This is a genomic window from Ekhidna sp. (assembly GCF_965247405.1).
In the GTDB taxonomy this organism is placed as follows: domain Bacteria; phylum Bacteroidota; class Bacteroidia; order Cytophagales; family Cyclobacteriaceae; genus Ekhidna.
On sequence record NZ_OZ252014.1, the window covers coordinates 882,298 to 908,778 of the forward strand.

Annotated in this window: 18 protein-coding genes; 7 read left to right on the forward strand and 11 right to left on the reverse strand. The window is 42.7% G+C overall.

From position 1 onward, the window contains the following. Window positions 1-31: 31 nt before the first annotated feature. From ACP14Y_RS03870 to gldA, 5 genes are all read right to left on the reverse strand, one after another. Window positions 32-916, reverse strand: coding sequence for a DUF4340 domain-containing protein (locus ACP14Y_RS03870; RefSeq protein ID WP_424961659.1), 885 nt, complete (start codon window positions 914-916; stop codon window positions 32-34). Next, window positions 913-2,592 carry a gliding motility-associated ABC transporter substrate-binding protein GldG gene (gldG, locus tag ACP14Y_RS03875; RefSeq protein WP_424961660.1) on the reverse strand — a complete coding sequence of 560 codons (1,680 nt, stop codon included), beginning with the start codon at window positions 2,590-2,592 and terminating at the stop codon, window positions 913-915. Before gldG ends, ACP14Y_RS03870 begins: the two co-directional genes overlap by 4 nt. Continuing rightward, the gene (gene gldF / locus ACP14Y_RS03880; protein ID WP_424961661.1) at window positions 2,589-3,317 is read right to left on the reverse strand and encodes a gliding motility-associated ABC transporter permease subunit GldF; all 729 of its coding nucleotides are present in this window, start codon (window positions 3,315-3,317) and stop codon (window positions 2,589-2,591) included. The genes gldG and gldF overlap by 4 nt, the downstream gene beginning before the upstream one ends. Before the next feature lie 45 nt (window positions 3,318-3,362). Continuing rightward, the gene (locus tag ACP14Y_RS03885; protein ID WP_424961662.1) at window positions 3,363-3,722 is read right to left on the reverse strand and encodes an endonuclease domain-containing protein; all 360 of its coding nucleotides are present in this window, start codon (window positions 3,720-3,722) and stop codon (window positions 3,363-3,365) included. Window positions 3,723-3,837: 115 nt separating this feature from the next. Then, a complete protein-coding gene (gene gldA / locus ACP14Y_RS03890; protein WP_424961663.1) occupies window positions 3,838-4,737 on the reverse strand; it encodes a gliding motility-associated ABC transporter ATP-binding subunit GldA in 900 nt (299 codons plus the stop codon). Window positions 4,738-4,862: 125 nt separating this feature from the next. On the opposite strand from gldA, the gene ACP14Y_RS03895 reads away from it, so the two are divergent. Together ACP14Y_RS03895 and ACP14Y_RS03900 are read left to right on the forward strand one after the other, a co-directional pair. Then, window positions 4,863-5,387 (forward strand): NADPH-dependent FMN reductase, encoded by a 525-nt coding sequence (locus ACP14Y_RS03895; RefSeq protein WP_424961664.1) that lies wholly within the window; start codon window positions 4,863-4,865, stop codon window positions 5,385-5,387. 103 nt (window positions 5,388-5,490) lie between these two features. After that, window positions 5,491-8,376: a CHAT domain-containing protein gene (locus ACP14Y_RS03900; RefSeq protein ID WP_424961665.1), complete on the forward strand. Its 2,886-nt coding sequence runs from the start codon at window positions 5,491-5,493 to the stop codon at window positions 8,374-8,376. Here ACP14Y_RS03900 and ACP14Y_RS03905 read toward each other — a convergent pair whose 3' ends face one another. The 5 genes from ACP14Y_RS03905 to ACP14Y_RS03925 form a co-directional block, all read right to left on the reverse strand. Continuing rightward, window positions 8,377-10,428: an OmpA family protein gene (locus tag ACP14Y_RS03905; RefSeq protein ID WP_424961666.1), complete on the reverse strand. Its 2,052-nt coding sequence runs from the start codon at window positions 10,426-10,428 to the stop codon at window positions 8,377-8,379. It lies immediately after the preceding gene. A 1-nt stretch (window position 10,429) separates the two neighbouring features. Next, window positions 10,430-11,470 carry a PorP/SprF family type IX secretion system membrane protein gene (locus tag ACP14Y_RS03910; RefSeq protein WP_424961667.1) on the reverse strand — a complete coding sequence of 347 codons (1,041 nt, stop codon included), beginning with the start codon at window positions 11,468-11,470 and terminating at the stop codon, window positions 10,430-10,432. Next, window positions 11,467-12,669, reverse strand: coding sequence for a hypothetical protein (locus tag ACP14Y_RS03915; RefSeq protein ID WP_424961668.1), 1,203 nt, complete (start codon window positions 12,667-12,669; stop codon window positions 11,467-11,469). Before ACP14Y_RS03915 ends, ACP14Y_RS03910 begins: the two co-directional genes overlap by 4 nt. A 5-nt stretch (window positions 12,670-12,674) precedes the next feature. After that, window positions 12,675-19,916, reverse strand: a complete 7,242-nt coding sequence (locus tag ACP14Y_RS03920) for a beta strand repeat-containing protein (RefSeq protein WP_424961669.1) — start codon at window positions 19,914-19,916, stop codon at window positions 12,675-12,677. Window positions 19,917-20,121: 205 nt separating this feature from the next. Further along, the gene (locus ACP14Y_RS03925; RefSeq protein ID WP_424961670.1) at window positions 20,122-21,696 is read right to left on the reverse strand and encodes an NAD(P)/FAD-dependent oxidoreductase; all 1,575 of its coding nucleotides are present in this window, start codon (window positions 21,694-21,696) and stop codon (window positions 20,122-20,124) included. Between the two features lie 55 nt (window positions 21,697-21,751). On the opposite strand from ACP14Y_RS03925, the gene ACP14Y_RS03930 reads away from it, so the two are divergent. The 3 genes from ACP14Y_RS03930 (at window position 21,752) to ACP14Y_RS03940 (ending at window position 23,303) form a co-directional block, all read left to right on the forward strand. Next, the gene (locus ACP14Y_RS03930) at window positions 21,752-22,111 is read left to right on the forward strand and encodes a cupin domain-containing protein (protein WP_350207383.1); all 360 of its coding nucleotides are present in this window, start codon (window positions 21,752-21,754) and stop codon (window positions 22,109-22,111) included. A 120-nt stretch (window positions 22,112-22,231) separates the two neighbouring features. Beyond that, entirely contained in the window at window positions 22,232-22,741 is a 510-nt protein-coding gene (locus ACP14Y_RS03935; RefSeq protein WP_350207384.1) for an RNA polymerase sigma factor, read from the forward strand. After that, window positions 22,731-23,303: a hypothetical protein gene (locus ACP14Y_RS03940; RefSeq protein WP_424961671.1), complete on the forward strand. Its 573-nt coding sequence runs from the start codon at window positions 22,731-22,733 to the stop codon at window positions 23,301-23,303. Before ACP14Y_RS03935 ends, ACP14Y_RS03940 begins: the two co-directional genes overlap by 11 nt. 80 nt (window positions 23,304-23,383) lie before the next feature. On the opposite strand, the gene sppA is transcribed toward ACP14Y_RS03940, so the two are convergent. Continuing rightward, window positions 23,384-25,117, reverse strand: coding sequence for a signal peptide peptidase SppA (gene sppA, locus ACP14Y_RS03945; protein WP_424961672.1), 1,734 nt, complete (start codon window positions 25,115-25,117; stop codon window positions 23,384-23,386). A 119-nt stretch (window positions 25,118-25,236) separates the two neighbouring features. Here sppA and folK point away from each other — a divergent pair, with 119 nt between their 5' ends. Further along, entirely contained in the window at window positions 25,237-25,728 is a 492-nt protein-coding gene (folK, locus tag ACP14Y_RS03950; protein WP_424961673.1) for a 2-amino-4-hydroxy-6-hydroxymethyldihydropteridine diphosphokinase, read from the forward strand. Further along, window positions 25,729-26,475: a sulfite exporter TauE/SafE family protein gene (locus ACP14Y_RS03955; protein WP_424961674.1), complete on the forward strand. Its 747-nt coding sequence runs from the start codon at window positions 25,729-25,731 to the stop codon at window positions 26,473-26,475. Window positions 26,476-26,481: the final 6 nt, after the last annotated feature.

A 26,481-nucleotide genomic window follows, 5' to 3' on the forward strand; every position in this document is an offset into this window, starting at 1 on the left:
CTCCCTCAAGGGAGGAATATAAACCTTTTACTCAGTTCAATGGATGTGATAAAATACGCTGTACTCTCCGAGCATCAAGTACCATGCGTTGACCATCTCCATCAACAGCTAAATGAAAGCCCTGATTCTCCAGATTAGGATAAATCTGAAGGGTGAATGGTGACTCATGTTTGATATCCTCTATGGACAAGGTGGCCATTGGTTCCGTTTCTAAAAGGCTGTCTAACTGTGGAAATCTTCCGGGTGATACCATCTCATTTGCTTGAAATTGCTGAAATTGATTGAGGTAATTTACAACCACTGAACTATCCGAAGGTGCCTGGCCATCTACAAGAAAAAACGTATCGTCAAACTTGATCTCAAAATCATCATTCTTTTTCTCCACATTCAACTTCTGGATTGTTCGCCAACTCCCATCAATGATCAAACGATCTCTCCACTGATCAGGATGTAATGCAAAAATATCAGCTACATTGTCCCGATATCCGGGAACAGCTACTTCTTTGGCGTCACCTTCTGAAATGAAGTAGGTTTTGGTCTTGGTTGGGTTGGTAGCGAACTGAAAACGATAGCGTGAATTAAAATCAAACTCCACCTCAGCAGATCCTAAAACATCTCCGTTCCATTCATCAATGGTTCTTCCTACCTCTACCCTTTCCAGCACTGATATCAGCGTATTTACAAAGCCTTCATCTGCCGGATACTGGTTATTTAGCATCCAGCCCTCACCGGTTTGTTCCAGCTTGACAGTGTCTTGATCCAACACAAACAAAAAACGACTTATACCGTCCAAATCCTCCGCCAAAAAATATTTCTCAGCCTTCGGGGTAGCGCTACTTTCTCCTGAGAAAAACAACCAGAGGTTGGCTACTAATAGTAGCGCTATGGCAATCAGGTATTTTGTGGATTTACTCATGATTTAGCAAATTTCTTCTTTCTCAAATACCATTTTAACCCACCGATGAGCAGGATCAATACAACTGGAGCCACCAGATTTATCAACTGCCATTTAGTTCTCTCCTGCTGTACTTTCACTCGATCCAATGGACGTATTTTCACCTCCCTGGATCTAGTTTCAATTAAGCCGGAATCATCCACCATGTAATCCAAGATATTCAGGATAAATTCCTCGTTTGCGTAGGTTGTTTTTGTAAAGGGCTCTACTCCCAGCCCAAGCGGCTCTCCTGTTTCGGGATCCAGATCATTGCGAATGATATCACCGTCACCAATCACAATGACCTTTCCAGGCTCTCCTGCTTCAATGAAAGAGCTTTTATCAAATCCTTTTGGTATCAATCGATTAGCGTAGAGTGAGGTGAATTTTCCTTCTAATAAATAACCAACTGTTTTAGGCCCGTCCGTGAATTTTTCCGGCCGTAGCTCATCTCGCAAATCATTGAAAGCCACACGCACCGGAGGCCCAAGCACCTTTGTGTACGGACTGGTATTTATTAAAGGTGTTTTAGTTATGCCAGTTGCTTTTACGGTATCAATTTCTGATACAAACCTCCCCAGGATAGCATCCAGGTTTCGAACAGACGGGTGCTTACTGAAATTGGTCAGTACAGGAAAAAACGGCCATGGGATCATTTGGATTTGAGGCTGATTACCCATATTTCCGGCTACAACCGGAAACTGACCACTGTTCACATCCAGCACATAATTTTGATTGATGCGCACCCCATATCTGAAAAGCTGATCAGTAAGGTTTGTTTCATATGGAATTGCCACGGTCCCCTCACCTGAGGCACTATCCATATTCACACTTAAAGCATCAATAAAATAGACCAGGTTTCCTCCTCGCATCAGATATTGATCTATAAGGTACTTCTCTCGTTCAGAGAATGGTTGGGTCGGCTTTCCTATAATCACGCCATCATAGCCGATTAATTCCTCCCGATCTTTCAACGATACATTGTAAAGATCAAACTTGGAAAGAACAACACTCCGGAAACCTGCCAGATCCAAAGAATCAGGTGAGCCATGCCCTGTGATATAGGCAACCTTTTTAGTTCCCCCATCGACCAGCTGTGCAATGGCAGAAGCCAACTCATATTCCAATCCTTCAATACTTTGATTGAGAATTCCCTCCGGACCCGCAGCACTACTTCCTTTCAGCAGATTAGCAGGTACTTCATTCATTCCTTTTGAAACAAGTGCTCCTGGAAAAATGAGTTTCTCCATCTTGTCGCCATCCGCATTCTTGTAGTTAAGGTTGGTAGCCTGTACGCCTTTATCGATCAAGGATTGGTAAAACTGATTTCGAGCCTGAAGGTTAGTGGCATGGGCCGGATCTGTGAATTTGTATTGGATGCGATTGTTACTTTCCAAAGCAAACTGATCCAGCATCTCACCGATGGATTTTTGAAACCGCTCAAAATTAGACGGCAAATCTCCCGCTAAATACACCTCGAAGAACACCTCCTCGTCTAATGATTGAAGAAGTCTTTTTGTTGCATCAGAAATCGTATATCGCTTTTCTTCTGTTAAGTCAAACTGTACTCGATAGCGTTCAGCCAGCTGATTGATCAACCATACTGAAAGCAAGACAACCAGTGTTTGTAGTATGACTATTTTTCTTCCCTCACTCATCCTTTTTGCACGTTTAAAACAATTCTTGTGACATACAAGAAGAGAACGATCATAGATAAAAAGTATAGCACGTCACTCACGTCGATCAACCCTTTGCTTAAGGTCTCATAATGAGACAGAATCCCTACCTGAGAAATGATGTAAGACGTCTCAGACCAGATATTGATCGAGGCAATGGAATCAAAACCTGCATAAAATGCAAAGCATAGAAAAGCCGCAAGAATAAAGGAAACGATCTGATTACCCGTTAATGCGGATGAAAGAATACCAATTGAAGTGAAGATTCCTCCAAGCAAGATCAAGCCGATGTAAGAGCCTGTAATTCCTGCTGCATCCAAATTCCCAACAGGGTTTCCCAGGTAGGAAAGTGAGAAGTAATAAATTATGGTAGGGAGGATGGAAAATATAACAAGTAGAAAACCTGCTAAAAACTTTCCGATTACGATCTCAATATCCCTAAACGGGAGCGTGTATAACAGTTCTATTGTTCCACTTCTTTTCTCTTCTGCAAATGCTTTCATCGTGATGGCTGGTATCAAAAACATGAAAACATATGGAGCCAATGAGAATAGTGTTTCCATGCTGGCGTAACCATAATCCAGCACATTCGTGTCTGGAAAGACCCACATCAAGAGTCCAATCCCAATCAAGAAAATACCAATCACCACGTAAGCGATGAGCGAGTCAAGGAATTCGTTTATTTCTTTTTTGAGAATCGTGATCATGGATTCTTTCTTATTAACGACATACCTACTTGATGGGTGTTGATGCTATTCTTCATACAGATACCTATAAACCTCATTTACAACCCATTTAATATTTTGCTTTACATCAAGATCATCAAAAACCAAAACCTTTATTCCAGCTTCTTCTAATCTAGATATCCTTTCTCTATCATAACTTACCTTCCATTCATGAGTAAGCCCATTTATTTCAATAGCCAACTTTTTTTCATGACAATAGAAATCAACAATATATTCCAGTAATGGAACCTGCCTGTGAAACTGAAACCCAAGTTGCCTTTTTCTAATTTCTTGCCACAACAAAATCTCTGAAAGAGTACTGTTTTTTCTGAGCTCTCTGGCCTTTGCTTTTAAGTCGTTTCGATATGGGATTATTTTATTCTTCATAACACCCCTGCGGTCCCCTCAAGGGGACAGTTAGACTGATTTAAAATTGGCTGTATATCGCCAGAGACTCCCCCCTTGAGGGGGGCTTGGGGGGTGTTATATTTTTCAGAAAAAATCATTTCCCTTTTGTCAGTTCCTGAAAAATTCCTTCCAATGATTGTTCTTCTTTCGAGATATTGATCAACGGTAGTTCCTTTTCACCTACAAGCTTCATGATCAATTTTCTGGGGTCATCCTTTGCTGAAATCTTGTAAGAATTCCCATCTCCTTTTGAGGCAGACAATCCCACTTCTTCGAAAACAGACACATCAATCTCCTCTTCAAAGTCCACTTTGTAGCTGATCATATCTTTCTTCATTGCTTTTAGGTTCCCTACCTCATCATCAGCGACTATCCGCCCCTTATCGATGATCACCACCTTGTCACAAAGTGCTTCTACCTCCTGCATGATATGTGTAGATAGAATCACTGTTTTATCCTTGCTCGCTTCCTTTACTACCTTGCGAATCTCCACCAGTTGATTCGGATCCAATCCACTCGTAGGCTCATCCAGAATGAGTACTTCCGGATCGTGAATGAGCGCCTGAGCCAGCCCCACACGCTGACGGTAACCTTTCGATAATGCCCCAATTTTCTTATGCTGCTCTCGTTCCAGCCCACACATTTCTATCATCTCCTCCACCCTGGCATGCTTATTCTTCATGCCATATGATGAGGCAATAAATCCCAGGTATTCCTTCACGTACATCTCCAGGTAGAGAGGATTGTTTTCCGGCAAATACCCTGTGAGCTTTTTAACCTTCAAAGGTTCTTTTGAAACATCAACACCATTCACCAGCACAGTGCCTGAGCTAAGCCCAATATAGCCAGTGGTGATTTTCATGGTTGTTGACTTACCTGCTCCATTGGGCCCAAGAAAACCTGTGATTTTTCCCTTTTCAGCCTTAAACGATATACTGTCCAGTGCCTTCTGTGTGCCGTAAAGTTTGGTTAGATGATTAACTGTGATGGACATTTGAACTAAAAGTCGTTCTTATGGTTTACAGGTTTGTGTTTCTTTGCAGTCTCGTGAGAAACGCAATTATCGGGCAAATATTTCTATATGCGCTCATATCTACAATATTGATTTAAAAATCCTGTATGATAACCATCATAAGCGGCACTAATAGAAAAAATTCGATATCAAAACAAGTGGCACTTCAATATCAGGAGATTCTTACTGGCCATGGGGTGGATTCCACTATCATTGATCTGGAAAAGCTCCCTCCTGACTTCATTAGCTCTGCTCTTTATGAAAATCAAGGCACTAATATCGAATTCAACCCAGTGAGAGAACATATGAAAGAAGCTCAAAAATTTGTATTCATTGTTCCTGAGTATAATGGATCTTTTCCAGGGATCTTGAAAACATTCCTTGATGCATTGGAATTCCCGGGAACTCTCAAAGGAAAAAAATGCGCACTCGTAGGCCTTTCATCAGGTATTCAGGGTGGAGTAATGGCCATGAGCCATCTTACAGATATTTTCAATTATCTAGGTATGCACGTGCTTGCACTGAAGCCCAAGTTGATTCGTATCAATGGAAAAATGGAGAATGGAAAAATTGCTGATGAGTCTTACATGAAGCGATTGCGAGATCAGGCCCTAGCCATTATTGACTTTTAGACTATTTTCATCGTGTGTGTGTCCTTGTTGATAGGAAAAGGGTCCTTTAGAAGGTAAGATTTTAATATCCTTGCTAAATTCAATTCAAAATTTAAGGATACATATGTTCCGAATAGTCGCAATAGGTCTTATTCTTCTTTTTAGTTTCAATATCAGTGGTCAGACCTGCCTGCAAAAACTAGATAGTGCGAACTATTTCAAATATGATTATCCCCTTAAAGCAAAGTTCTATGCCAATTCATTGTTAACAGATCTTGATTCGGGCAACTGTGTTACAGAGATTGGAATTGCGGGATTGTATAACTACGTAGGGCTTGTATTATGGGAGGTGAACGATAGGCAAAGAAGCCTCACTGCATTTCAAAACGCAATTAATTATAAAGTAAACAATCAGGACTCCATTCAGAAAGACCTTCTAGGTATCTATTACAACCTTTCTGCGTTATTTCAGGAACTAGGAAAATTCAAGGAAGCAGGTAAATACCTTGATCTCGCAGGTCGAGTCACTAAACGTGCATATGCTGATGATCCTAAAGCACAAATTCGATATCACTATGCGCTGGGCGTTTATCATCGTGAGGTAGGAAACTTTCAGGAAAGTTTGGATGCTCTCAATCAGGCCATTGAGCTAGGTTCTTACAATGATTCGATACGAATGTCACTACAGATAGAATTGGGAACCACTTTTCGGGACTTTGGAGATCTGGGCAAAAGTGAGACAGAGCTCCTGAAAGCAGTGGAGATGGCCAAAGGGAAAAATGAGATACAGTATTTACGTGCCATCGATCGTCTTTCTGCTTTAAAAATCGAACAAGGTGAATATTCCGATTCGGAAAATTACCTCCTTTACAACCTAGAAAAAAAGGAAGAAAAGTACAATAATGATCCCATCGTGATGCTTGAGACCCTTAATGGTCTAAGTGGTTTGTATTACCGCCTCAACGATCTCAAATCGGCAAATGACTACATGACTCGTGCGCTGGATGTAGCCGGTGATATTCGCACAATACGCCCTTATATGATTAACAATCTTGGCACAATCTACAAGCGACAAGGTGATATCGAAAAAGCAGAAGAGTGCTTTAAGGAAAGCTCTCAGGGCTTCCTGGACTTGTTCGGATCCATGAATCCGGACTATGCTAATAGTCTGAGTAATCTGGCTAGTATCTATAAAGAAAAAGGCGATTTGGGAAAAGCACTAGACCTGTATATGAAAGTGCTGGATATGGACAAAGTAATCTACGGAACTGAGCACGCCAATTACGCTACTTCGCTCAATAATGTGGCGCTTCTTTATCTCCAGTTCGGAAACTTCTCATTGGCCGGAAAGCTACTACAAGATGCCAAGCGAATCAGAGCGCATACACTTGGAAACTATCATCCATTATATATTAAGACAGTGAATGATTTGGGTCTCTATTACATGATTGTTAAAGACTATCAATCTGCCATGGAATCCTTTGATCATGCTCTTGATGCTGAAATTAAACACATGCAGGACATCTTTCCTGTGTTAACAGACAAACAGCGAAAACTGTATTTTGATGAGACCAGATACAATATTGAACGCTTTTGCTCATTGGCATTTAAAGACGACAATATATACACCGAGTACGCTGAAAATGCATTAAATCATTTCTTAAATACCCGTGGTATTCTTTTTTATGCATCAGAAAAAATGCGTCGATTGATTCAGAACAGTGATGACAACAAAATCAAGCGAGACTATAACACCTGGAGAGAAAAAAAGTACAGCCTGGCTCAGGCCTACTTACTAACTGAAGAAGATCGTATTAAGCAAGGGATTTCCATCACACATCTGGAGGAGGAATGCGCTCAACTGGAAAAAGACCTGGCCAGAAAGTTTAAGGTATTTGCCGATCAGGAGCGCACTACCTACCATCACTGGGGTGAGATCAGTAATTCCCTTGGAGATAGTACCGCCATGATCGACATCATTCAATACAGAAATTATTCTGTTGAGGTGATAGATGAGGAGATTGATCAAGGGTTTGAAGACGAGTCACGATATGTGGCATTTATCATCAAAGATGATAGCACCTTCATTCCGGTGAGGCTTGATGTCGGGCAATTTGATAAAGCTTTTGCCAGCTATCGAAACTCACTGAAGTTTGGCATCAAAGACAAGTTGAGCTATGGTGTTTTCTGGGAACCTATTGATGCTCAATTGCCCGATATAAATAAAATCTATCTCTCTCCTGATGGGATTTACCACAAACTGAATCCGGTGGTGTTCTATGATGAACAAACCGCTAAATACATGGCAGACAAATATAATGTGGTTAATATCACGAGTGGGAAGGACCTGCTGTATCGTGAAGATCAAGCACTTATGACGGATGCAAAAATCTTTGGTAACCCGGATTTTTCTAACATAGAGGGGTATTCTCTGAAACAACTACCAGGCGCAGAACGAGAAGCAAGTGATATTTCGGGGATTTTAGATGTAAGGCGTTGGAAAACCGAGACATATTATTTCTCCGAAGCAACTGAAGATAAGATCAAGAGCTTTTCGAATCCTGGAATCATCCACATCGCCACCCATGGTTACTTCATTGAAGATCCAAATCATACTGATCCACTTCATAGTTCAGGGCTTTTCCTGAGTAAATCTGAAAGCAGCGAAAATGACGGATTATTGTCTGCTTATGAAGCAATGAATCTGGTATTAGATGAAACAAATCTGGTGGTGCTTGCGGCGTGTGAAACCGGACTGGGTAAAGTACAAAACGGTGAGGGAGTTTTTGGGCTTCAGCGATCATTTTTAGTAGCTGGTTCTCAAAACGTTTTGCTTTCTCTTGTGAAGATCAATGACCAGGCGGCCAGAAATTTTATGAACCTGTTCTACGAACAATTATTGGTAGAAAAAGATCCTCAGCAAGCATTCTTTAATGCACGTGCTGAGTTCAGAAAAATAGACAAGAACCCTTACAATTGGGGGGCATACATCCTGGTATCTAAGGGGTAATTAGCTTCCACCAGACACAAACATTGAAAAATCTTCTTCGCCTACAACCATCGAGACAGGTGTGTCTTTAACTTCATTCGGCATAATTCGAATTGTTTCTCCCGCAGTAAGCATGGCGTTTAATTCGCCGTTCCATTGCTTTAGTTGATCCTCTGTTATTCCTAGAGCTGTAGCCAACCGTTTAATTGTGATCGTTTTTCGTACAATGTAAGGCATGGCTACTTCAAAATTGAGTGGTTCTCTAGCCTTTACAATGACCTCCACTCTCCGCTTAAGAATTCGTTTAAACCAATGATCATTTACGCCCTCTGAAGGCAATTCCCCACGGGGCAACACATTGATGATAGCCGAATCTACTCCCAGGGAAACCAGATAATCTTTTGCAGAATTTCCTCTGTTTTTACTTAAAATGATATTAGCCTGTGTGGGTCCGATGCTATCTGTAAAAGCCAATATTTCAATGGATTCCACAGCCTTACTTTCAATCTGGCTGGCCAGACTTGCCAATGCAGACTGTGCCTCCGGCCTCAGTTCGGCTAGACCGTAACTAAAGAACAATCGCTCAAAAACGAACTCATTAACTTCACCTATTACGTTATTCTGCAGAATTCTAGGCTTTGGCTTACTTGGTCGAATGGGTTCATAAAGGTCATAGCCGGCATAATCCTCCACGCGAAAAGTTACCAAATCCAGTGACTGAACATCTTTAAACTTGGAAGCAAGACGTGCATCGATTAGTGACTCGCCGGATATGAGTAGTGATAAGAATAGACGTTCATTGCTCACACCGAAGTAGCTAATATTTAGTATTTCATGATCTTCTCTATTGGTAGCTAAGAACCCCACGGTATCAGAGATGTTGAAATACGTATCATCCCAGGTGGAATTGAATGGATCTCCAAGATTATAAATCTGTGGCTCAAAAAAGGACTCTCCTTTAGCCGCAAACAAGTCATAACCTCCGTATCCTACATGCCCATCGCTTGCAAATAATAAGCACTCAAAAGCAGAAGAATAATAAGGTGTAATTTCATTTTCCGGAGTATTGATCACGGCTCCCATGTTGATCGCAGGTGTCCAGGATTCCTTTTCTAAACCCTTCAGGCTCATCCAAATATCGCTACCTCCAGTTCCCCCTGTTCGATTGGAAACAAAGAACAACGTATCGCCAGTAGCTGATATTGAAGGCTGTTTATTCTCAGAACCAGGCTCATTAATGTATTCGTTTAAAAATTGTGGTTCTGACCACTGACCATCCTCCAGGTAGCTTACCATTATTCCACAGTCTGCTCCCCCCTGCCCCCGGCAAGAAGAGAAATAAAATGTCTGACCATCTTTGGTGAAAGATCCGGAACCTTCCGCCCACTGCGTATTTAGATTCGAGAATTTTTGATTAGAGGAAGATGAGCGCCACCTGTTGTTACTGCGGTTTTCAAAAGAAACCAAATCAGGTAGCAGCCCTTCATATTGGCTTCCTTCATACTGACTACCAGCCAACTTTCTTGTTGACGCCAATACCAATTGATTATTCGAAGGATTAATAACCGCTCCAAAATCGTGAAAACGGGAATTGATGTCGTCTAATGATTGAATACTGAATCCTCTATCTGCTTTTTCCTGTCTCAAAGCCAGCTGACATCCTTCTCGCTGTTTACGTGACAGCTCAACTAAGTATGGCTCTGCATCTGGAACAGATATTAGAAAGAAGTATAGGGAGTCAGCCTCTTTAAATCGACTCTCTTGCTTCAGTAGATTGGCATAATTATAAAGCGAACGAGCACGAAATTCATGATTCTGGATATTGCTTAACCTTACAAATTCACTTTTTGCCTCTTCATATTGAAGAGTACGATGATAGCAGGAAGCCAATCGAAACCTGGCAAAATGATTGTCTCTATCTATCCCGACAATCCGATCATAAAACTCGATTGCCTCCAGGTATCTATCATTTTGATACAGATCATTAGCAATTTCTAACATTTTAGGAACGGACTGTGCGAAAAGAACTGCCACCAGGCACATCGCTACAATCGATGATAAGATTTTTCTCATATCAGAATATCGGACTGGATATGTTTCTTAAAGGGTTGGACAAGTCCAGGTTGTAAGTTAATGAAACCTCGTATGTTGGCAATTGACCTCCTTCTGCTTCAGAAATATCGAATGACTGAGTATTCAGATCCAGGCTGAATCCAATGCGTAAATTCTCAATTTCAAATCCAGCCAAAACAATAATGGAATCTTCAAAACGATACCAGGTGCCGGCTTGTAGCTGAACAGATCGCTTGGCTGTGGGCGAGGTAATCAATGTACTAAAGTAAAGCCCGGTGTTGATTTGTTCTTTCCCCTGAGAATAAAGGGCATATGCAGATGGATGGATGTACCATCGTGGTGCAATCAATAATTTTGATGAAACAAATCCTTTAAATAGGAAGCTTTTGCGTGCACCCTGCAACCCGTCTATCGATACCAGCGGTCGATTCAAATTATCCACACTAAGGCCAAACAACAGACTCTTATCTCGAATGTATCGATTTTCATTGTCGAAAGCCGAGTACACAACCCCAAAATTGAAGGTTGGATAATAGATAGGATTGGCTCCAACAGATTCACCTGCCAGGGTATTATCAAACCCAATATATTTATTGAACTGTGATCCCCAGGTCAATTCGCTTCCATCTATCCGATGCTCCACAACTCCACCCTGTAAGCCAAATATGACATTTCGATTTTTTAATCTGCTCAAACGAATGGCATAAGCACCCGTTAAAAGAATCTTTCTGGAAGTATAAATACCCTCAAAACCACGCTTCTCCTGAAAAAAGGTAAGACCGGCTCCACCAATTTGAAAATCCTTACTTGTGGTTTTCTTAATTGGGTAGGTGAAGGTGACCTGCATCAGTTCCATAAATGAATCAGAACTTTGGGAACCTCCCCTTTTATAATTGGAGTTGAATGAAAGATTTGGAACGGTACCTGTAAATGCTGGATTCAATACTGTCCCACTTGCAAAATATTGTGAGAACTGTCCCTCCTGCGCCCAAAGGACAGCAACGGAAAAAACACAAATCAGATATATGAGGAGCTTTTTCATTTTAGCAATAAAACTGAACCGGTTTGTGTGTACTCTTCAGATTCAGCTAATATACGCACGTTGTAATAGTAGACACCCTCAGGTGCCTCCTGCCCCGATGGTAAGATTCCGTTCCATCCAAATTGTGTGATATCCACCGCACCGGCTGATTGACTGACGCTGTATACTTCCTGGTTGAAAGAATCGTATACTGCAAATGAAAACGAGCTGATTTCTGCTCCTGCAAAGTAGGGTCTAAAGCTACGATTGTCAGTTATGGTCCCATTCGGTGCAAATGCGTTTGGAATATAAAAGGTTGGCTCTACGATAATCGGAATTAACGCAATTGCCATTCTTCTTCCTTCATTCGTGATCCAGATTGATTCGTCTGAGGTGATTACTCCAGAAGAAAAAGTAGCATCCGTATTACTTACTGTTCCACTGAGTGGATGAAACAGTGTATCCGTTTTCGAGAACACCACAATGGCTGGTTCATATGCTCTGGATCGGATATTTTGGCCATTCGAAAAGTTTTCCAGGTCAACCCCAGAAAAATTGACCGAAACCTGGGCATTTACCGAGTCTCCATTCACTTTAAGAATCCATTCTACCTCATCACTAATTCCCACCATATCCTCATTGGGATAAAGGGTACTTTGATCGGGTATTTTGCATTCTACACTTAAAACCGTGTTGACAGGTAAATCAGAAATAGTCACGTAGTTTGGGGCATTATTAACCCCCATTGGAAATGTGACTGGCCCTCCCTGAGAGAGTCCTACTAGTTTACCTTCAACGTATCCCTGCCCGCTCCCCTGCGAGCTACCTGTCACCAGAATATCGTCCTCATCTTCCGCATCAATGACTCCATTAACCGTTTCCAAAGCGCCTGAAACAAGTACTCGGTCGGTTAGCAGAGTGAGTTTACCTTGCTTGTCTACGATAAAGTCACCCACATCTAAGGTATCACCGTTGAGATTTTGATCATTTCTACCTGTGAACTTGATATTTCCTATATCTGTATTCAGGACAAAGTCCATATCGCTGTAGCTGACGATGGTTCCCTGATTGCTTACAGTTCCATTAAAAGCAGTATTGCCTCCGAAAAAGAAAACCGTGCCGTCACCAATATATACGGAGGTGGATTCACCTAGTGTAATGGACTGGGCGTTTGACCAAATAGCCAGCGTAACGAGTGTTAATGTGAGTAAGCTTCTCATGCCTTTTATTGTGCTCTTGAAATCTCTACCCAAGATCCTAGACTGGTAATGTATACAAGATGTATGGTATTCCCCGGGATCATATTGAAATTACCCAATGATCCATCGAGCTGAATGGTGCCACTATTTTGGATAGTAGCATTCACTCCACCGCCGCAAACGATGATTATTTCTTTACCATCAGCTACGGTATTAATATCTGTAATTGTATCATCCACAGTCAAGACCACAATTCTCGAATCTGCCGCGACCGCTCCATCTACGGTGTTGTCATTAAGTGGAGTTGATATCAGGTTTCCAACTGTAGCATCTGCAATAATATTGGCATCCCCATTTACGTCCAATCGTGAACCAGGAGTAGCTGTTCCAATACCCACATCTCCAGAAGGAGTTATAGCAAAGTCAGCATTCCCATCCGTCATAATAGATCCCATAGCAATTTTAAACGTGTTGCCATCTGTTCTATCAATACCCATTACTGCCAACTGAGCAGGCCCTTGAGATAAATCAAATCTTATACTTGCATCCCCACTGGCTGTTGCATCATCCTGCCGAATTTGTAACAAGCCCGAAGTAACGTTACTATTCGCACTGATATACGAGGACCCTACTCCAACATTTACATCTAAAGCCCCCTGTGGTGTTTCTGTTCCAATACCAACCCGGTTATTGGCATTATCGATGTAGAGATTTCTCACACCATCTCCAAAAGCAAAGTCATTACCTTCAAAATGAATGAAGTCAACCGTTTGATCTGTATCATTATAATCTATAACAAATCCATTATTGGCAGCTGTTCCCACACTGGCTTGATTGGTCATCTGAAAGGATATACCTCCAGTGCTATTATGCAAATGAAGCTCGCGTGAAGGGGCATTGATCCCTATCCCCACATCGCCATCGGTAACAATGGAAGCCCCACCACTGGCAGCCACTTCCAGGCCAGGAGAGGTTCCTCCGTTCATATTGACTGCTATACCTCTGGCCGCATTGTTTTGATTGATAAATAATCCATCAGTGGCTGCACTTGGGTTAATTGAAGTTCCCCCACTGTTGTCAACAGTGAAGGCTCCCGATGCAGCTTGAATGTCCGGTCCTGTTCCGGCATTAAATAACTCCAATGCCGGACTTGAATTTGTTATATCGGTCAAATTGATCTGAAGAGATGATCCGGCTGAACCATCATTTGAAATGAATGCTGCCGGGCCTGTACCACCCACTGCTTTCAATGCATTCAAAGCTGGGCCAGTACCATCAGTCGAGGCTGATACTGCGGTTCCTCCACCACCACCAACGACAGCAAAATCTCCTGCATCTCCACCACCGTCGTTTCGAGCCTCTATCGCATTTGAATTAATACCACTACCATTGTTAAGAACAACCAGTGTGGATACATCACTTGTGGCATTATCAATTTCAAAAAATGCGGTACCATTTGCGGCATCTTGCTGAGTAAGATTGAATAGGGTAGATGCAAATGCTTGAGGACCCGGATTATACGGAAGCGAAAAACCTCCTCCTCCTGTCAGACTTACCCATCCACCTGGTGTACCATCTGTATTTCCTTCAAAATCACCACCTGTCCATTGGATCATTCCGGGTTGTTCATCACCAGGATCAGGAGATCCAAGGATTATACCTTCACCTATATCAATGTTTCCATCGTTGCGCATCCCCATCCAGCTGCTTACATCCGTACCTGCATCAGATAAATCAAGTTGAGTATCAGCTGCACCATTTATGACATTCATAAACAGTATTTCTCCATCATCAAAGAAGATAAATGAAGCTGAATCTGTATTTGTGCGTCGAAGCTGATTATCTGTAGCACTAGTATAATCAGGATACAAATTGGATAGAATAGCATCTCCTAAAATTGTTTCTGTGTCATTTCGAAAATGACCCATTCCAAGCTCACCGCCAATTTGAAAAGGTGCTCTTGGATCTTGTGTTCCAATACCAACATTATAGTTTGAGTTCGTGCCATCACCTAAAATGATAGTATTTGGATTGACTGCATTAGTGAGCGTACCAATTGCAATGGCGTCATCAGCATTGGATTGGGCACTTCTACCTAATGCAATCCCATCGATGTTGTTGGCCTGCGAATTTTGACCTATTGCTATACTACCACTACCGGGAACCGATGCATTATCACCTATTCCGACTACATCCTGCGTTGTGGCGCCTGCACTTGCTCCAGAGCCCACTAATGTGTTTCCAAAGCCAGTTGTTAAAGTTAGACCTGCGTTTCGTCCCACAGTTACGTTATCCGTTCCTGTAGTGATTCCACTTCCTGAATTTTCACCTATCAATACGTTTCTATCTCCACCCGCCATCAAACTACTACCGGCACCAAATCCAGCAATCAGGTTTTCAGTGAATGGATTGTCTATTAGCGCTGAGGCATTACCTCCAAGTGGGTTCCAGGAACCATCATATCCTTCAAACTGCCCTGAAGTCGTATTATATCGAATCATCCCCTGAATTCCTGTTAATGGTCTTTCACCGTCAAGTCCAGCAGGAAGTTTTAAAGCGGAAGAACCCTGAATATCAACAATTCCATGATTTTGGGGGTTTGCTGAACCTCCTGGCTGCAAAAGCACATCACCACCAATCCCTGATGCATTCGTAGCATTACCAGCTGATAGAGCTACATTACCACCAAAATCAAAACCCTGACCTCCATATAAAAATAAATCACCTCCATCTGATGAAGCATCTCCATCACCCGCGCTTAAAGCAAGTGCACCGCCTGCCCCAGTTGTTGAGTTTTCTATGGATAATTGTCGATTCACCCCTTCAGGAAAAAAGATATCCCCACTAGCAAGAATTGTCATCGCTCGATTGATGGAACCAGCATCGCTTGTTTCAAAAACTAAATCACTCGTAAATGTTCCGGCAGTGTTATCACTAATGTCGGCTCTTATGATTGCACCATTTTGAAGGTCTGTCACATCATTTTCAGCTGCAAATCCAATGGAACCTCCGATATTACCTCCGGCCGTGGAATAAGCCTGAACCGCTGGCTCTGTACCTGAAACAGTACCAAATTGAACCCCGGGAGCAGAGCCGGCATTATTCAATACATCAAACAATCCCCCTGATGGATTCGATGATGAAAGATCCTGAAAAGGTAAGGTAAGCCCACCTCCTATAGGTCCCCATGCACCTAAGACATATCCCTCGAATCCTCCAAGAGTCGAATTATATCGAATCATTCCATCACTTGGGGTTCCTGGGCGCTCACCTGTAGTACCAACTGGAAATTGAACTGCATCCGTGCTTTGTACATCAAGAGCTACCCCAGGGGCTGCTGTACCTATACCAATTGCAGTATTAGAAATCAGGTTGTTTCCAGTAATCGTACCATCATCTTCAACAGTCGCTACCGTTCCCCCTTGATCTCTGAAATCGAGAAGTGTTGTGGTGGTTGCATCTACTTGATTAAGGGTTAATGCTGCCCCAACGTTATTGAAGTTCTCAATGAATACAACAGAATTGGTTGCTGCATTTGCTGTGAAATATGCAGCATGACCCGTTCCTAGATAGTCAACATCAATTGCGTTTGCTGTTGATCCGGTATTATTGAAATTGATATCTAGTCCAATATCATCTGATGTATTGGCCATTTGGAGGTAAATTCCACGTCCTGCTCCTGTACTGTTTTGATTGAGTTGTAGCACATCACCATTGCCACTATTGGTCAAGACATTGGTAGATCCTCCGCCAGTGTTTGTTAAATCTAACAATGGGCCTACTTCACTAAGTGATTGTGTCTCAGGAAGAATGAGTCCGGTAGGAGCCAATGCGTCCCATCGGCTGTTGGTATTATCCCAGGTTAAAACATCTCCATCTGTAGGTGCATTAAAAGAAAGGTTAACATCTGTATTGGGATCTCCAGTTATTGCAAGGGTATTGCCAGTTATAGTTAAATCCTGAGATTCTGCTGTTATAAAGCCTTGAGTATCTACGTAGTTCTTTGTCGCCGCATCCTGGGCAAGGGTTGGATCTGCTAAATTGGTTATTCCTAATGCTCCTGCATCCGGGTCGAGCGTTAATACATCAGCTAAATCCTGAATCTCACTTGTAATGAATCCCTGGGTATCAACATAATTCTTCGTTGCTGCATCCTGAGCAAGCGTTGGATCTGCTAAATTAGTTATTCCTAATGCTCCTGCATCCGGATCGAGCGTTAATACATCAGCTAAATCCTGAACCTCTCCACTGATAAAGCCCTGGGTGTCAACGTAGTTCTTAGTCGCCGCATCCTGAGCAAGGGTTGGATCTGCCAAATTTGTAATACCCAAACCTCCTGCATCCGGGTCAAGCGTTAATACATCAGTTAAATCCTGAACTTCTCCGCTGATAAAGCCCTGGGTGTCAACGTAATTCTTAGTCGCTGCATCCTGTGCAAGCGTTGGATCTGCCAGATTGGTTATTCCTAAGCCTCCGGCATCCGGATCAAGTGTTAATACATCAGTTAAATCCTGAACTTCTCCGCTGATAAAGCCCTGGGTGTCTACATAATTCTTTGTCGCCGCATCCTGTGCTAGCGTTGGATCTGCTAAATTGGTTATTCCTAATGCTCCTGCATCCGGATCGAGCGTTAATACATCAGCTAAATCCTGAACCTCTCCACTGATAAAACCCTGGGTATCAACATAGTTCTTAGTCGCTGCATCCTGAGCAAGGGTTGGATCTGCCAGATTGGTTATCCCTAACCCTCCTGCATCCGGATCAAGTGTTAATACATCAGTTAAATCCTGAACCTCTCCGCTTATAAAGCCCTGGGTGTCTACATAGTTCTTAGTCGCTGCATCCTGGGCAAGCGTTGGATCTGCCAAATTCGTAATACCCAACCCTCCTGCATCCGGGTCGAGCGTTAATACATCAGTTAAATCCTGAACTTCTCCACTGATAAAGCCTGCATCATTTGTTAGCAATGAAATGTTTGATCCGGAGACTAAATCATCAGTAGCATCTGTATCTAAAGCTGGAGCACCGTTTACAGTGGTCGTAGCGGATGCTATGTTCGCTGCTGTCTGGCCGCCTACCTGATCCACGGTAAAACCTGCGGTATAACTACCAGAAACATCTCCTGCTGCTGGGTTAGCTCCAGTAAGAACATCATCCGAAGTATCTAAATCTAAAGAAGGAGCTGTGTTTACAGTGGTCGTAGCGGCTGCTACATTAGCTGCTGTCTGTCCACCTACCTGGTCTACAGTCAATCCTACACTGTAATTTCCACTCACATCTCCCGCTGCTGGATTGGTCGTTAATGCTAAGTCATCGCTTGTATCGGTATCTAAAGCTGGTGCACTGTTTACGGTGGTCGTAGCAGCTGCTACATTGGCTGCTGTCTGTCCACCTACCTGATCTACAGTCAATCCTACACTGTAATTTCCACTCACATCTCCCGCCGCTGGATTGGTCGTTAATGCCAAGTCATCGCTTGTATCGGTATCCAATGCCGGAGCACTGTTTACTGTGGTAGTAGCGGATGCTATGTTCGCTGCTGTCTGGCCGCCTACCTGATCCACGGTAAAACCTGCGGTATAACTACCAGAAACATCTCCTGCTGCTGGGTTAGCTCCAGTAAGAACATCATCCGAAGTATCTAAATCTAAAGAAGGAGCTGTGTTTACAGTGGTCGTAGCGGCTGCTACATTAGCTGCTGTCTGTCCACCTACCTGGTCTACAGTCAATCCTACACTGTAATTTCCACTCACATCTCCCGCTGCTGGATTGGTCGTTAATGCTAAGTCATCGCTTGTATCGGTATCTAAAGCTGGTGCACTGTTTACGGTGGTCGTAGCAGCTGCTACATTGGCTGCTGTCTGTCCACCTACCTGATCTACAGTCAATCCTACACTGTAATTTCCACTCACATCTCCCGCCGCTGGATTGGTCGTTAATGCCAAGTCATCGCTTGTATCGGTATCCAATGCCGGAGCACTGTTTACTGTGGTAGTAGCGGATGCTATGTTCGCTGCTGTCTGGCCGCCCACCTGATCCACGCTAAAACCTGCGGTATAACTACCAGAAACATCTCCTGCTGCTGGGTTAGCTCCAGTAAGAACATCATCCGAAGTATCTAAATCTAAAGAAGGAGCTGTGTTTACAGTGGTCGTAGCAGCTGCTACATTGGCTGCTGTCTGTCCACCTACCTGGTCTACAGTCAATCCTACACTGTAATTTCCACTCACATCTCCCGCCGCTGGGTTGGTCGTTAATGCCAAGTCATCGCTTGTATCGGTATCCAATGCCGGTGCACTGTTTACTGTGGTCGTAGCTGCTGCTACATTAGCTGCTGTCTGGCCACCTACCTGATCCACGGTCAATCCTACACTGTAATTTCCACTCACATCTCCCGCCGCTGGGTTGGTCGTTAATGCTAAGTCATCGCTTGTATCGGTATCTAAAGCTGGAGCACTGTTTACTGTGGTAGTAGCTGCTGCTACATTAGCTGCTGTCTGGCCACCTACCTGGTCTACAGTCAATCCTACACTGTAATTTCCACTCACATCTCCCGCCGCTGGGTTGGTCGTTAATGCCAAGTCATCGCTTGTATCGGTATCCAATGCCGGAGCACTGTTTACGGTGGTAGTAGCGGATGCTATGTTCGCTGCTGTCTGGCCGCCTACCTGATCCACGGTAAAACCTGCGGTATAACTTCCAGAGACATCTCCTGCTGCAGGACTGGTACCGACTGCCACATCATTGGTTGCATCTGTATCTAGATTAGGTGCTCCAGTGATTTTTCCAACTGCTACATCGTTGATCTTAGCATTTGTAATGGCAAGGTTTGCAACATCAGCGGTAGCTATAGTCCCATCGGTTATGTCTGCACTCGTAACTACAGTTAATCCATTATCTGTACCATCAGCGAATCCAGCTGGGATTCCAGTTAGTTCTGTCCAATCTACTCCATCAGCAATTGATGCGGGCACATTTAAAGCAACCCATCCTGCTCCATCCCAGAAATAAAACACATCATCGTCTGAATCAAACACCAACAAACCTTTGTCAGCTACTGCCAGCCCCATCGCACCTCTTTGTGCATTGGTTAATGCAGGAATCATCAAACCTTGATCTCCATTAGGAGATACCAGATGCAATACTGCGTTTGGATTTGGAGTTTCAGTGTTAATTCCCGCTGTAAATTCCTGGGCACTGAGTGAAAAAATGGATAAGAGAAATACTACGACAAGTGTAACTAGGTGAGGTCTCTTTAATGGTTTCATGACTAAGGTCTTTTTAACTAAGTGGATTACCTCCAAAAATAAACCATTCCCTAAATGATAATCTGATCTGAAAAATCAATTCGATGTAGTGATGATTTTATAGGATAGGGACCTTATTATCAATGAACAAACTCAAGTAAGAAAATGATAAAATCGGTTAAAAACAGTCTTTAAAAGAAGGTAGATTTGTATTTACAACACGAGGCTATTGTTTAGAATGCTGAGTTTTATACAGTTGTAAAACCCCCTTCACGCATCGCTCACCATCCATGGCAGCCGAGACAATACCGCCAGCATAGCCGGCTCCTTCGGCGCACGGAAACAATCGTTTGATTTCTACGTGCTCACATGTTTCTCTATCGCGAGGGATTCGAACGGGTGATGAAGTACGACTTTCAACACCGATTATTTGCGCTTCATTTGTCAGATAGCCTCGCATCTTTTTACCGAAATATTGAAATCCCTGTCGTAAACGCTTGGCAATAAATGAAGGCAAAACTTCCGCCATATCTGCCGATTGTAGTCCGGGTTGGTAGGAAGTATCCAGAAGACTGTCGGATACTTTACCATTGACAAAGTCTACCATCTTTTGAGCGGGAGCTACCTGGCTCTTGCCTCCCATTTTCCAGGCTTGTTTTTCTACTGCTGACTGAAACTCCATTGCAGCCAGTACTCCATATTTATGAAATTCCGGGATATCTTCTAACTCAACTGCTACCACCAAACCGGAGTTGGCGTATTTGCTATCTCTCCTAGATGGACTCATGCCATTGACTACCAGTTCTCCAGGTGAGGTAGCGGCCGGAACAATAAAGCCACCCGGACACATACAAAAAGAGAAAACACCTCGCTCTTTTCCTTTCAAAGTGGTTTGAGAAACCAGCGAGTACGCTGAAGCTGGCAGATATTCATCTCGATCTTCACATTTATATTGAATTCGATCAATCAACTGCTGAGGATGTTCAATTCGTACGCCAAGTGCAAAGGGCTTGGCCTCAACCTTTATTTTTTTGTCTTGACATAAACGAAAAATATCTCGTGCAGAATGACCCGTAGCTAACACAACCGCAACACCTTTCACCTCTCCTTTCTCTGTTACAACACCTTTCATTTCTCCATTTTCAAGGATAAAGTCTGTCACCTTCGTATTGAAATGAACTTCACCGCCCGCTGCTTCAATGGCTTCTCTCAGAGCTGTCACCAGCTTTGGGAGTTTGTTGGTGCCAATGTGTGGATGCGCTTCAAACAGAATTTCAGGAGTGGCCCCATGAGCGACTAAAATCTCAAATACCCGACGTATACTACCTCGTTTTTTGGAGCGGGTATACAATTTACCATCTGAATAGGTGCCGGCTCCACCTTCTCCAAAGCAATAATTACTTTCCGGATTAACGATATGCTCTTTGTTGATAGCCGCCAAGTCTCTCCTTCGTGCTCTTACATCCTTGCCTCGCTCTAGTATGATTGGTTTGAGTCCGCCTTCAATCGCTTTAATTGCAGCAAATAATCCGGCTGGCCCGGCTCCTACAATGATGACCGGATCCGCATTTTTTACGTTGTGATCTTCTTTGAAATACTCAACATACTCGACCTCAGGTGGAGTGTCTCTCACCTCTACCCGAAGGTTGATCTTAATTTTTTTTTGTCTGGCATCCACAGACCGGCGAAGTATATCTACATACTGACCTTTATCCAGGTGTCCAAGCTGCTTCAGGTGTGCTTCCAGATTAGCGGAATCAAATCCAACTTCCGGTGTTACGATCAAGTCGAGAATGGGCATAGTGCAAAAGTAGTCTTCGGCAAGCTCAGACTGACATTCACTGTATATTTATACTATGAATATTCAAGATTATCTTTCAAAAGTATCCGGATACTTCTCTCCTAAAGTGATTGGTGAAGTGAATGATGTGTACGTAAAAGTTGCTAAAATCAAAGGTGAAGACATCCCCTGGCACAATCATAAAAACGAGGATGAAGCTTTTTTCATCCTGAAAGGCGAATTGTTGTTTGAAGAAGAAGGTAAAGATCCTTTTAAAATGAGGGAGGGAGATTTCTATATCGTGAAGAAAGGGGTCAATCATCGGGTTTCATCAAAAGACGAATGCCAGATCATGCTGATTGAAAATAAATCAACTGCCCATACAGGAGACGTAAAGTCTTCGGTAACCAAAAGCATTGAAGAGCAGTTGGGTTGAGGGAAAATTAGATTATTACAAATCGCCCATACAGTCCTCTTAGGGGGACACATCTGACAAAATTTAAATTCTTTGTAATAAATCTCTCCTTCTCCGGACTAGTGGGGTAACGATTCGGAAATGAAAGAAAGCGAACAACGACAAATTTTTACAGAATGGCTGGGTGATTACCGGGCACTATTGTTCAAAGTAATACGTGCTTACGCTTTCACCACAGATAATCAAAATGACCTTTTTCAAGATATCTGCCTGCAGATGTATCGTTCAATTCCCAATTTTAAAGGTTCATCGGCTGTTTCTACCTGGCTCTATCGTATCGCACTGAATACGGCGATTAAATGGAGCACCAAGGAAAAAATGCACCTGAATGGACATCAGGAAGTAGACAAAGTCGGTCATATTCTTGAAGCCAAAAATGAACCTCTGGATGAGCGCATTGCCTGGTTGTATGATCAAATCAAGCAGTTTAATGAAATCGATCGATCGCTCACGCTCTTACTCCTGGATGGCTATAGCTACAAAGAAATGTCTCAAATGATGGGAATCTCTGAAAGCAACATCGGGGTGAAAATTCACCGGATCAAAAAACAATTAGTGAACAACTCTAAACAATACAACTATGGAGTTTGAGGAAATGCAAAAAATCTGGAACGAACAAACAGGAGAAACCATGTATGCAATCAACGAAAGCGCCTTACATAAAAGCATCAGTCGCAAAAAAGCTGCTGCCGGCAAGCGGATCAATTTGGTAGAAATCATGCTGATGATCATCAACAGTACCGTATCAGTCATTTTATTTACAGATGCAATACTGGATAAAGAAGGTCCATGGGATTATGCGGGAGCAACAATTATGGCACTGACAGTTGTTTTCCTGATATATTTCCGCAATAAGAGAAAGGCAAAAGAAAACACATTTGACCGATCTATGATGGGTGAGTTGGATCATGCGATTGCCAATAGCGATTCAATGGTCCGAATTGCAACCCTCATGATCTATTATTATTTAATCCCAGTCGGTATTTTCTCATTGGGAAAAATGCTATACTTCGGAGCGGATATCGAAAAGTGGCTGCTCATCATCGGGATGTTTGCGCTTGCTTTTTTCCTGGTACGATGGGAGCGCAAAGCAATGCACATTCCTAGAAAACGGAATTTGATAGCGCTGAAAAAACGATTGATGGAGGATTAAAAAGTTGAGGTTCATAGCTTACTATGAACCTCAACTTTGACATTATTTTGAAAGAATAAACAAATCAGTTGAAAGAAATACTATCTCACCTCCACATTTCCAGGCACTCTAGCTTGCAGCCCTTTATGCTGGTTTAGTTCTTTCACCGCCTTGGTTACCGGATCAGTGTCCATCCCAAATAAGGTGAACTGCACTTTGGCATTCATTTTTTCTAATACTTCTTCAATGAATGGCTTTTGCTTAGGATAGTGAGACACGGAATAATCATCTTCAATACCTGCTGCCTTTGCTGCTAATTCTATCGCGTCTTTGTAGCTGCCTATCTGATCAACCAAACCATTTTCAAGTGCCTGTTCGCCACTCCACACTCGGCCACTGGCAATTTTCTTTACTTCATCCTGTGCCATTCCACGGGCATCTGCTACTTTCTGTGTGAATACTTCGTACCCTTCATTAACGCCACGCTGGATTATCGCTCGTTCAGAATCTCTGAGCGGTCGTGTAACAGTGTAGATATCTGAATATTCACCGGTTTTCACTACATCATGTGTTATTCCAATTTTATTCTCTAAAAACTCACCGAAATTGAACCACATCCCGAAAATTCCAATTGAACCAGTGATGGTGTTTGGCTGAGCGATAATGGTATCTGCTGGCATGGCGATGTAATATCCTCCTGACGCAGCTGCTCCTCCCATAGAGGCGATAATCGGTTTCTTTCCTTTGGTCAACATCAGTTCTCTCCAGATCATATCAGAGGCAGTCATACTACCACCTCCGGAGTTCACCCGCATCACGATGGCTTTAACCCGATCGTTGTTTCGTGCTTTCCGGATCTCTTCGGCATATGTCTCCCCAACGATCCCTTCATCACCACCCATTACAATGTCACCCTCCGCAACTATCACAGCAATTCGGTTGCTGGAGTAGTTATCCATTGTCTCGGTTGCCTGGATGTATTTATTCATCTTCATGGTTCGAAGCTTCTTGTCTTCGGCCAATCCGAGTTTCTTTTTCATTACACTTTTCAACTCATCTTCATAGCCCAGTTTGTGGATTAATCCGATATCTACGGCATCCTGAGGAAGATTTATATTCATCTGATCAGAAATATTCTCCAATTTCTCTATTGGGATCCGTACTGAATTAGACACATTCGATAGGTACGTTTTGTACATGGATGCCAGCAATTCGCTGTACTGAAGTCTGTTTTCCGGGCTTAAATCCTTTCGGATGTATGGTTCTACATAGCTTTTAAATTCACCTACCCTAAATACCTCAGGCTGAATATCCAGTTTGTCAAACATCCCTTTCCAGAAGGTGATATTTACATCCAGCCCATTAAATTCTATTGCGCCGGTTGGATTCAAAAACAAACTATCAGCTACTGAGGCAACATAAAAGTCTGATTCGCTGATATACTCTCCATATGCGTAAACAAACTTTCCTGACTCTTTAAAATCCAACAGCGCATCTCTAATTTCCTGTAATCCAGCATAGCTTCCGGCCAAATACATGGGCTCAATGTATATGCCCTTGATGCGGTCATCCGTTTTAGCCCGATCAATAGCTGTGATGATATCCAACAGACTCTGAACTGGCGGGGCATCAGCAAATGCAGTAAGAAACGGATCATCTACTGCCTTCTCTTGCAATAGGCCCGTCATTGGAAAATAAAGCACTGAATTGCTTTTTACCGTTGGCACCTCATCAGCAGAGGCGGAAGCCACTATTCCAATCAAAAGGAAGAATCCGAGGATCGAAAAAATAATTAGGCCAACGATCGTGGCAAGGAGATTTCTTAAAAATGCCATGTATATGTATTTGATACGTTTAGTTTGCATCTAATGACAACAGACAAATCCTTACTGTGTCATTATTGATAATTCGCAAAAGTAAGACGAGGTTTGCAAACAATAGATCAAGAAACTAGATGAACGGAATTTACCTGCTATTGGGTAGCAATATGGGCAATCGGTTGGAGTACCTCAAAGAGGCTGAGAAGCTTCTCATTACGGAAGGCATCCAGGTGATTGATGAATCTTCAATTTACGAAACAGAACCCTGGGGGAAGCAGAATCAGGATTGGTTTTTAAATGTTATTCTTCAGATCGAAACCTCAAAAGGACCAAGCGAACTTTTGGGAACTATTCTTGACATTGAAAAATCTCTAGGCAGAATCAGAAAAGAAAAGTTTGGCGAGCGGTGTATCGACATTGACATCCTTTATTATCATGATCAAATGGTAAACCTGGAAAATTTATCGATCCCCCATCCAGGTATTCCTGAAAGACGGTTTACGCTTGTCCCTTTAGTAGAAATGTGCCCGCTTGAAATTCACCCAGCCAAATCAAAAAACCATTTAGAATTACTTGCCGATTGTACTGATGAATTAGATTGCAAACTCACAGATTACAAGCTTTAAATGTCAGTACTTGAAGGAATTCTTTTGGTTTTCGCCGGCGCATTTGCTGGTTTTGTTAATAGTATAGCAGGGGGTGGATCTCTACTTATTATGCCTCTTCTTATTTTCATGGGTTTACCCTCTGCAGAAGCCAATGGCACCAATCGGGTAGCCATTTTTATACAGAATATTTTTTCAGTTGCGGGGTATCGAAGTAAAGGTGTTTACGTTTTCCCTTTTGCTATCTACGTTGCTATACCTGCCATAATAGGCGCCATCATTGGATCGAACATTGCCGTAGACATAGGTGACAAGGTATTTAACCGTATTCTGGCAGTGGTTATGCTGGTGGTCATGGCTATTTCCATTTTCCGTCCATCTATCAACATTGATCCAAGTGAGATAATCAATAAGAAAAAAACATGGATAAGCGTTTTCGCTTTTTTCTTTTTAGGTATTTATGGAGGCTTCATTCAGGCAGGAATTGGCTTTTTGATCATAGCCACACTCACCAGCATTCATGGCTTCAATATGGCTAAAACAAATAGCATCAAGGTATTTGTCATTCTTTGCTACACCATTGCTGCTGTCATCGTTTTCTACCTGGAAGATAAAATCCGCTGGGAATATGGACTTACGCTTGCCGCTGGGAACTCTGTGGGTGCATGGATCGGCAGCCGATGGTCTGTTGGCAAAAGTGATAAGTTAATTCGAATGATACTGCTGGTTATGGTGATTGCCCTTTCCATTAAATTGTGGTTTTTCTAATTCGAG

Excerpts from the sequence above, each read along its gene's own strand:
- ACP14Y_RS03870 (WP_424961659.1), bottom strand. The coding sequence starts at position 916 with ATGAGTAAATCCACAAAATACCTGATTGCCATAGCGCTACTATTAGTA.
- gldG (WP_424961660.1), bottom strand. The coding sequence starts at position 2,592 with ATGAGTGAGGGAAGAAAAATAGTCATACTACAAACACTGGTTGTCTTG.
- gldF (WP_424961661.1), bottom strand. The coding sequence starts at position 3,317 with ATGATCACGATTCTCAAAAAAGAAATAAACGAATTCCTTGACTCGCTC.
- ACP14Y_RS03885 (WP_424961662.1), bottom strand. The coding sequence starts at position 3,722 with ATGAAGAATAAAATAATCCCATATCGAAACGACTTAAAAGCAAAGGCC.
- gldA (WP_424961663.1), bottom strand. The coding sequence starts at position 4,737 with ATGTCCATCACAGTTAATCATCTAACCAAACTTTACGGCACACAGAAG.
- ACP14Y_RS03895 (WP_424961664.1), top strand. The coding sequence starts at position 4,863 with ATGATAACCATCATAAGCGGCACTAATAGAAAAAATTCGATATCAAAA.
- ACP14Y_RS03900 (WP_424961665.1), top strand. The coding sequence starts at position 5,491 with ATGTTCCGAATAGTCGCAATAGGTCTTATTCTTCTTTTTAGTTTCAAT.
- ACP14Y_RS03905 (WP_424961666.1), bottom strand. The coding sequence starts at position 10,428 with ATGAGAAAAATCTTATCATCGATTGTAGCGATGTGCCTGGTGGCAGTT.
- ACP14Y_RS03910 (WP_424961667.1), bottom strand. The coding sequence starts at position 11,470 with ATGAAAAAGCTCCTCATATATCTGATTTGTGTTTTTTCCGTTGCTGTC.
- ACP14Y_RS03915 (WP_424961668.1), bottom strand. The coding sequence starts at position 12,669 with ATGAGAAGCTTACTCACATTAACACTCGTTACGCTGGCTATTTGGTCA.
- ACP14Y_RS03920 (WP_424961669.1), bottom strand. The coding sequence starts at position 19,916 with ATGAAACCATTAAAGAGACCTCACCTAGTTACACTTGTCGTAGTATTT.
- ACP14Y_RS03925 (WP_424961670.1), bottom strand. The coding sequence starts at position 21,696 with ATGCCCATTCTCGACTTGATCGTAACACCGGAAGTTGGATTTGATTCC.
- ACP14Y_RS03930 (WP_350207383.1), top strand. The coding sequence starts at position 21,752 with ATGAATATTCAAGATTATCTTTCAAAAGTATCCGGATACTTCTCTCCT.
- ACP14Y_RS03935 (WP_350207384.1), top strand. The coding sequence starts at position 22,232 with ATGAAAGAAAGCGAACAACGACAAATTTTTACAGAATGGCTGGGTGAT.
- ACP14Y_RS03940 (WP_424961671.1), top strand. The coding sequence starts at position 22,731 with ATGGAGTTTGAGGAAATGCAAAAAATCTGGAACGAACAAACAGGAGAA.
- sppA (WP_424961672.1), bottom strand. The coding sequence starts at position 25,117 with ATGGCATTTTTAAGAAATCTCCTTGCCACGATCGTTGGCCTAATTATT.
- folK (WP_424961673.1), top strand. The coding sequence starts at position 25,237 with ATGAACGGAATTTACCTGCTATTGGGTAGCAATATGGGCAATCGGTTG.
- ACP14Y_RS03955 (WP_424961674.1), top strand. The coding sequence starts at position 25,729 with ATGTCAGTACTTGAAGGAATTCTTTTGGTTTTCGCCGGCGCATTTGCT.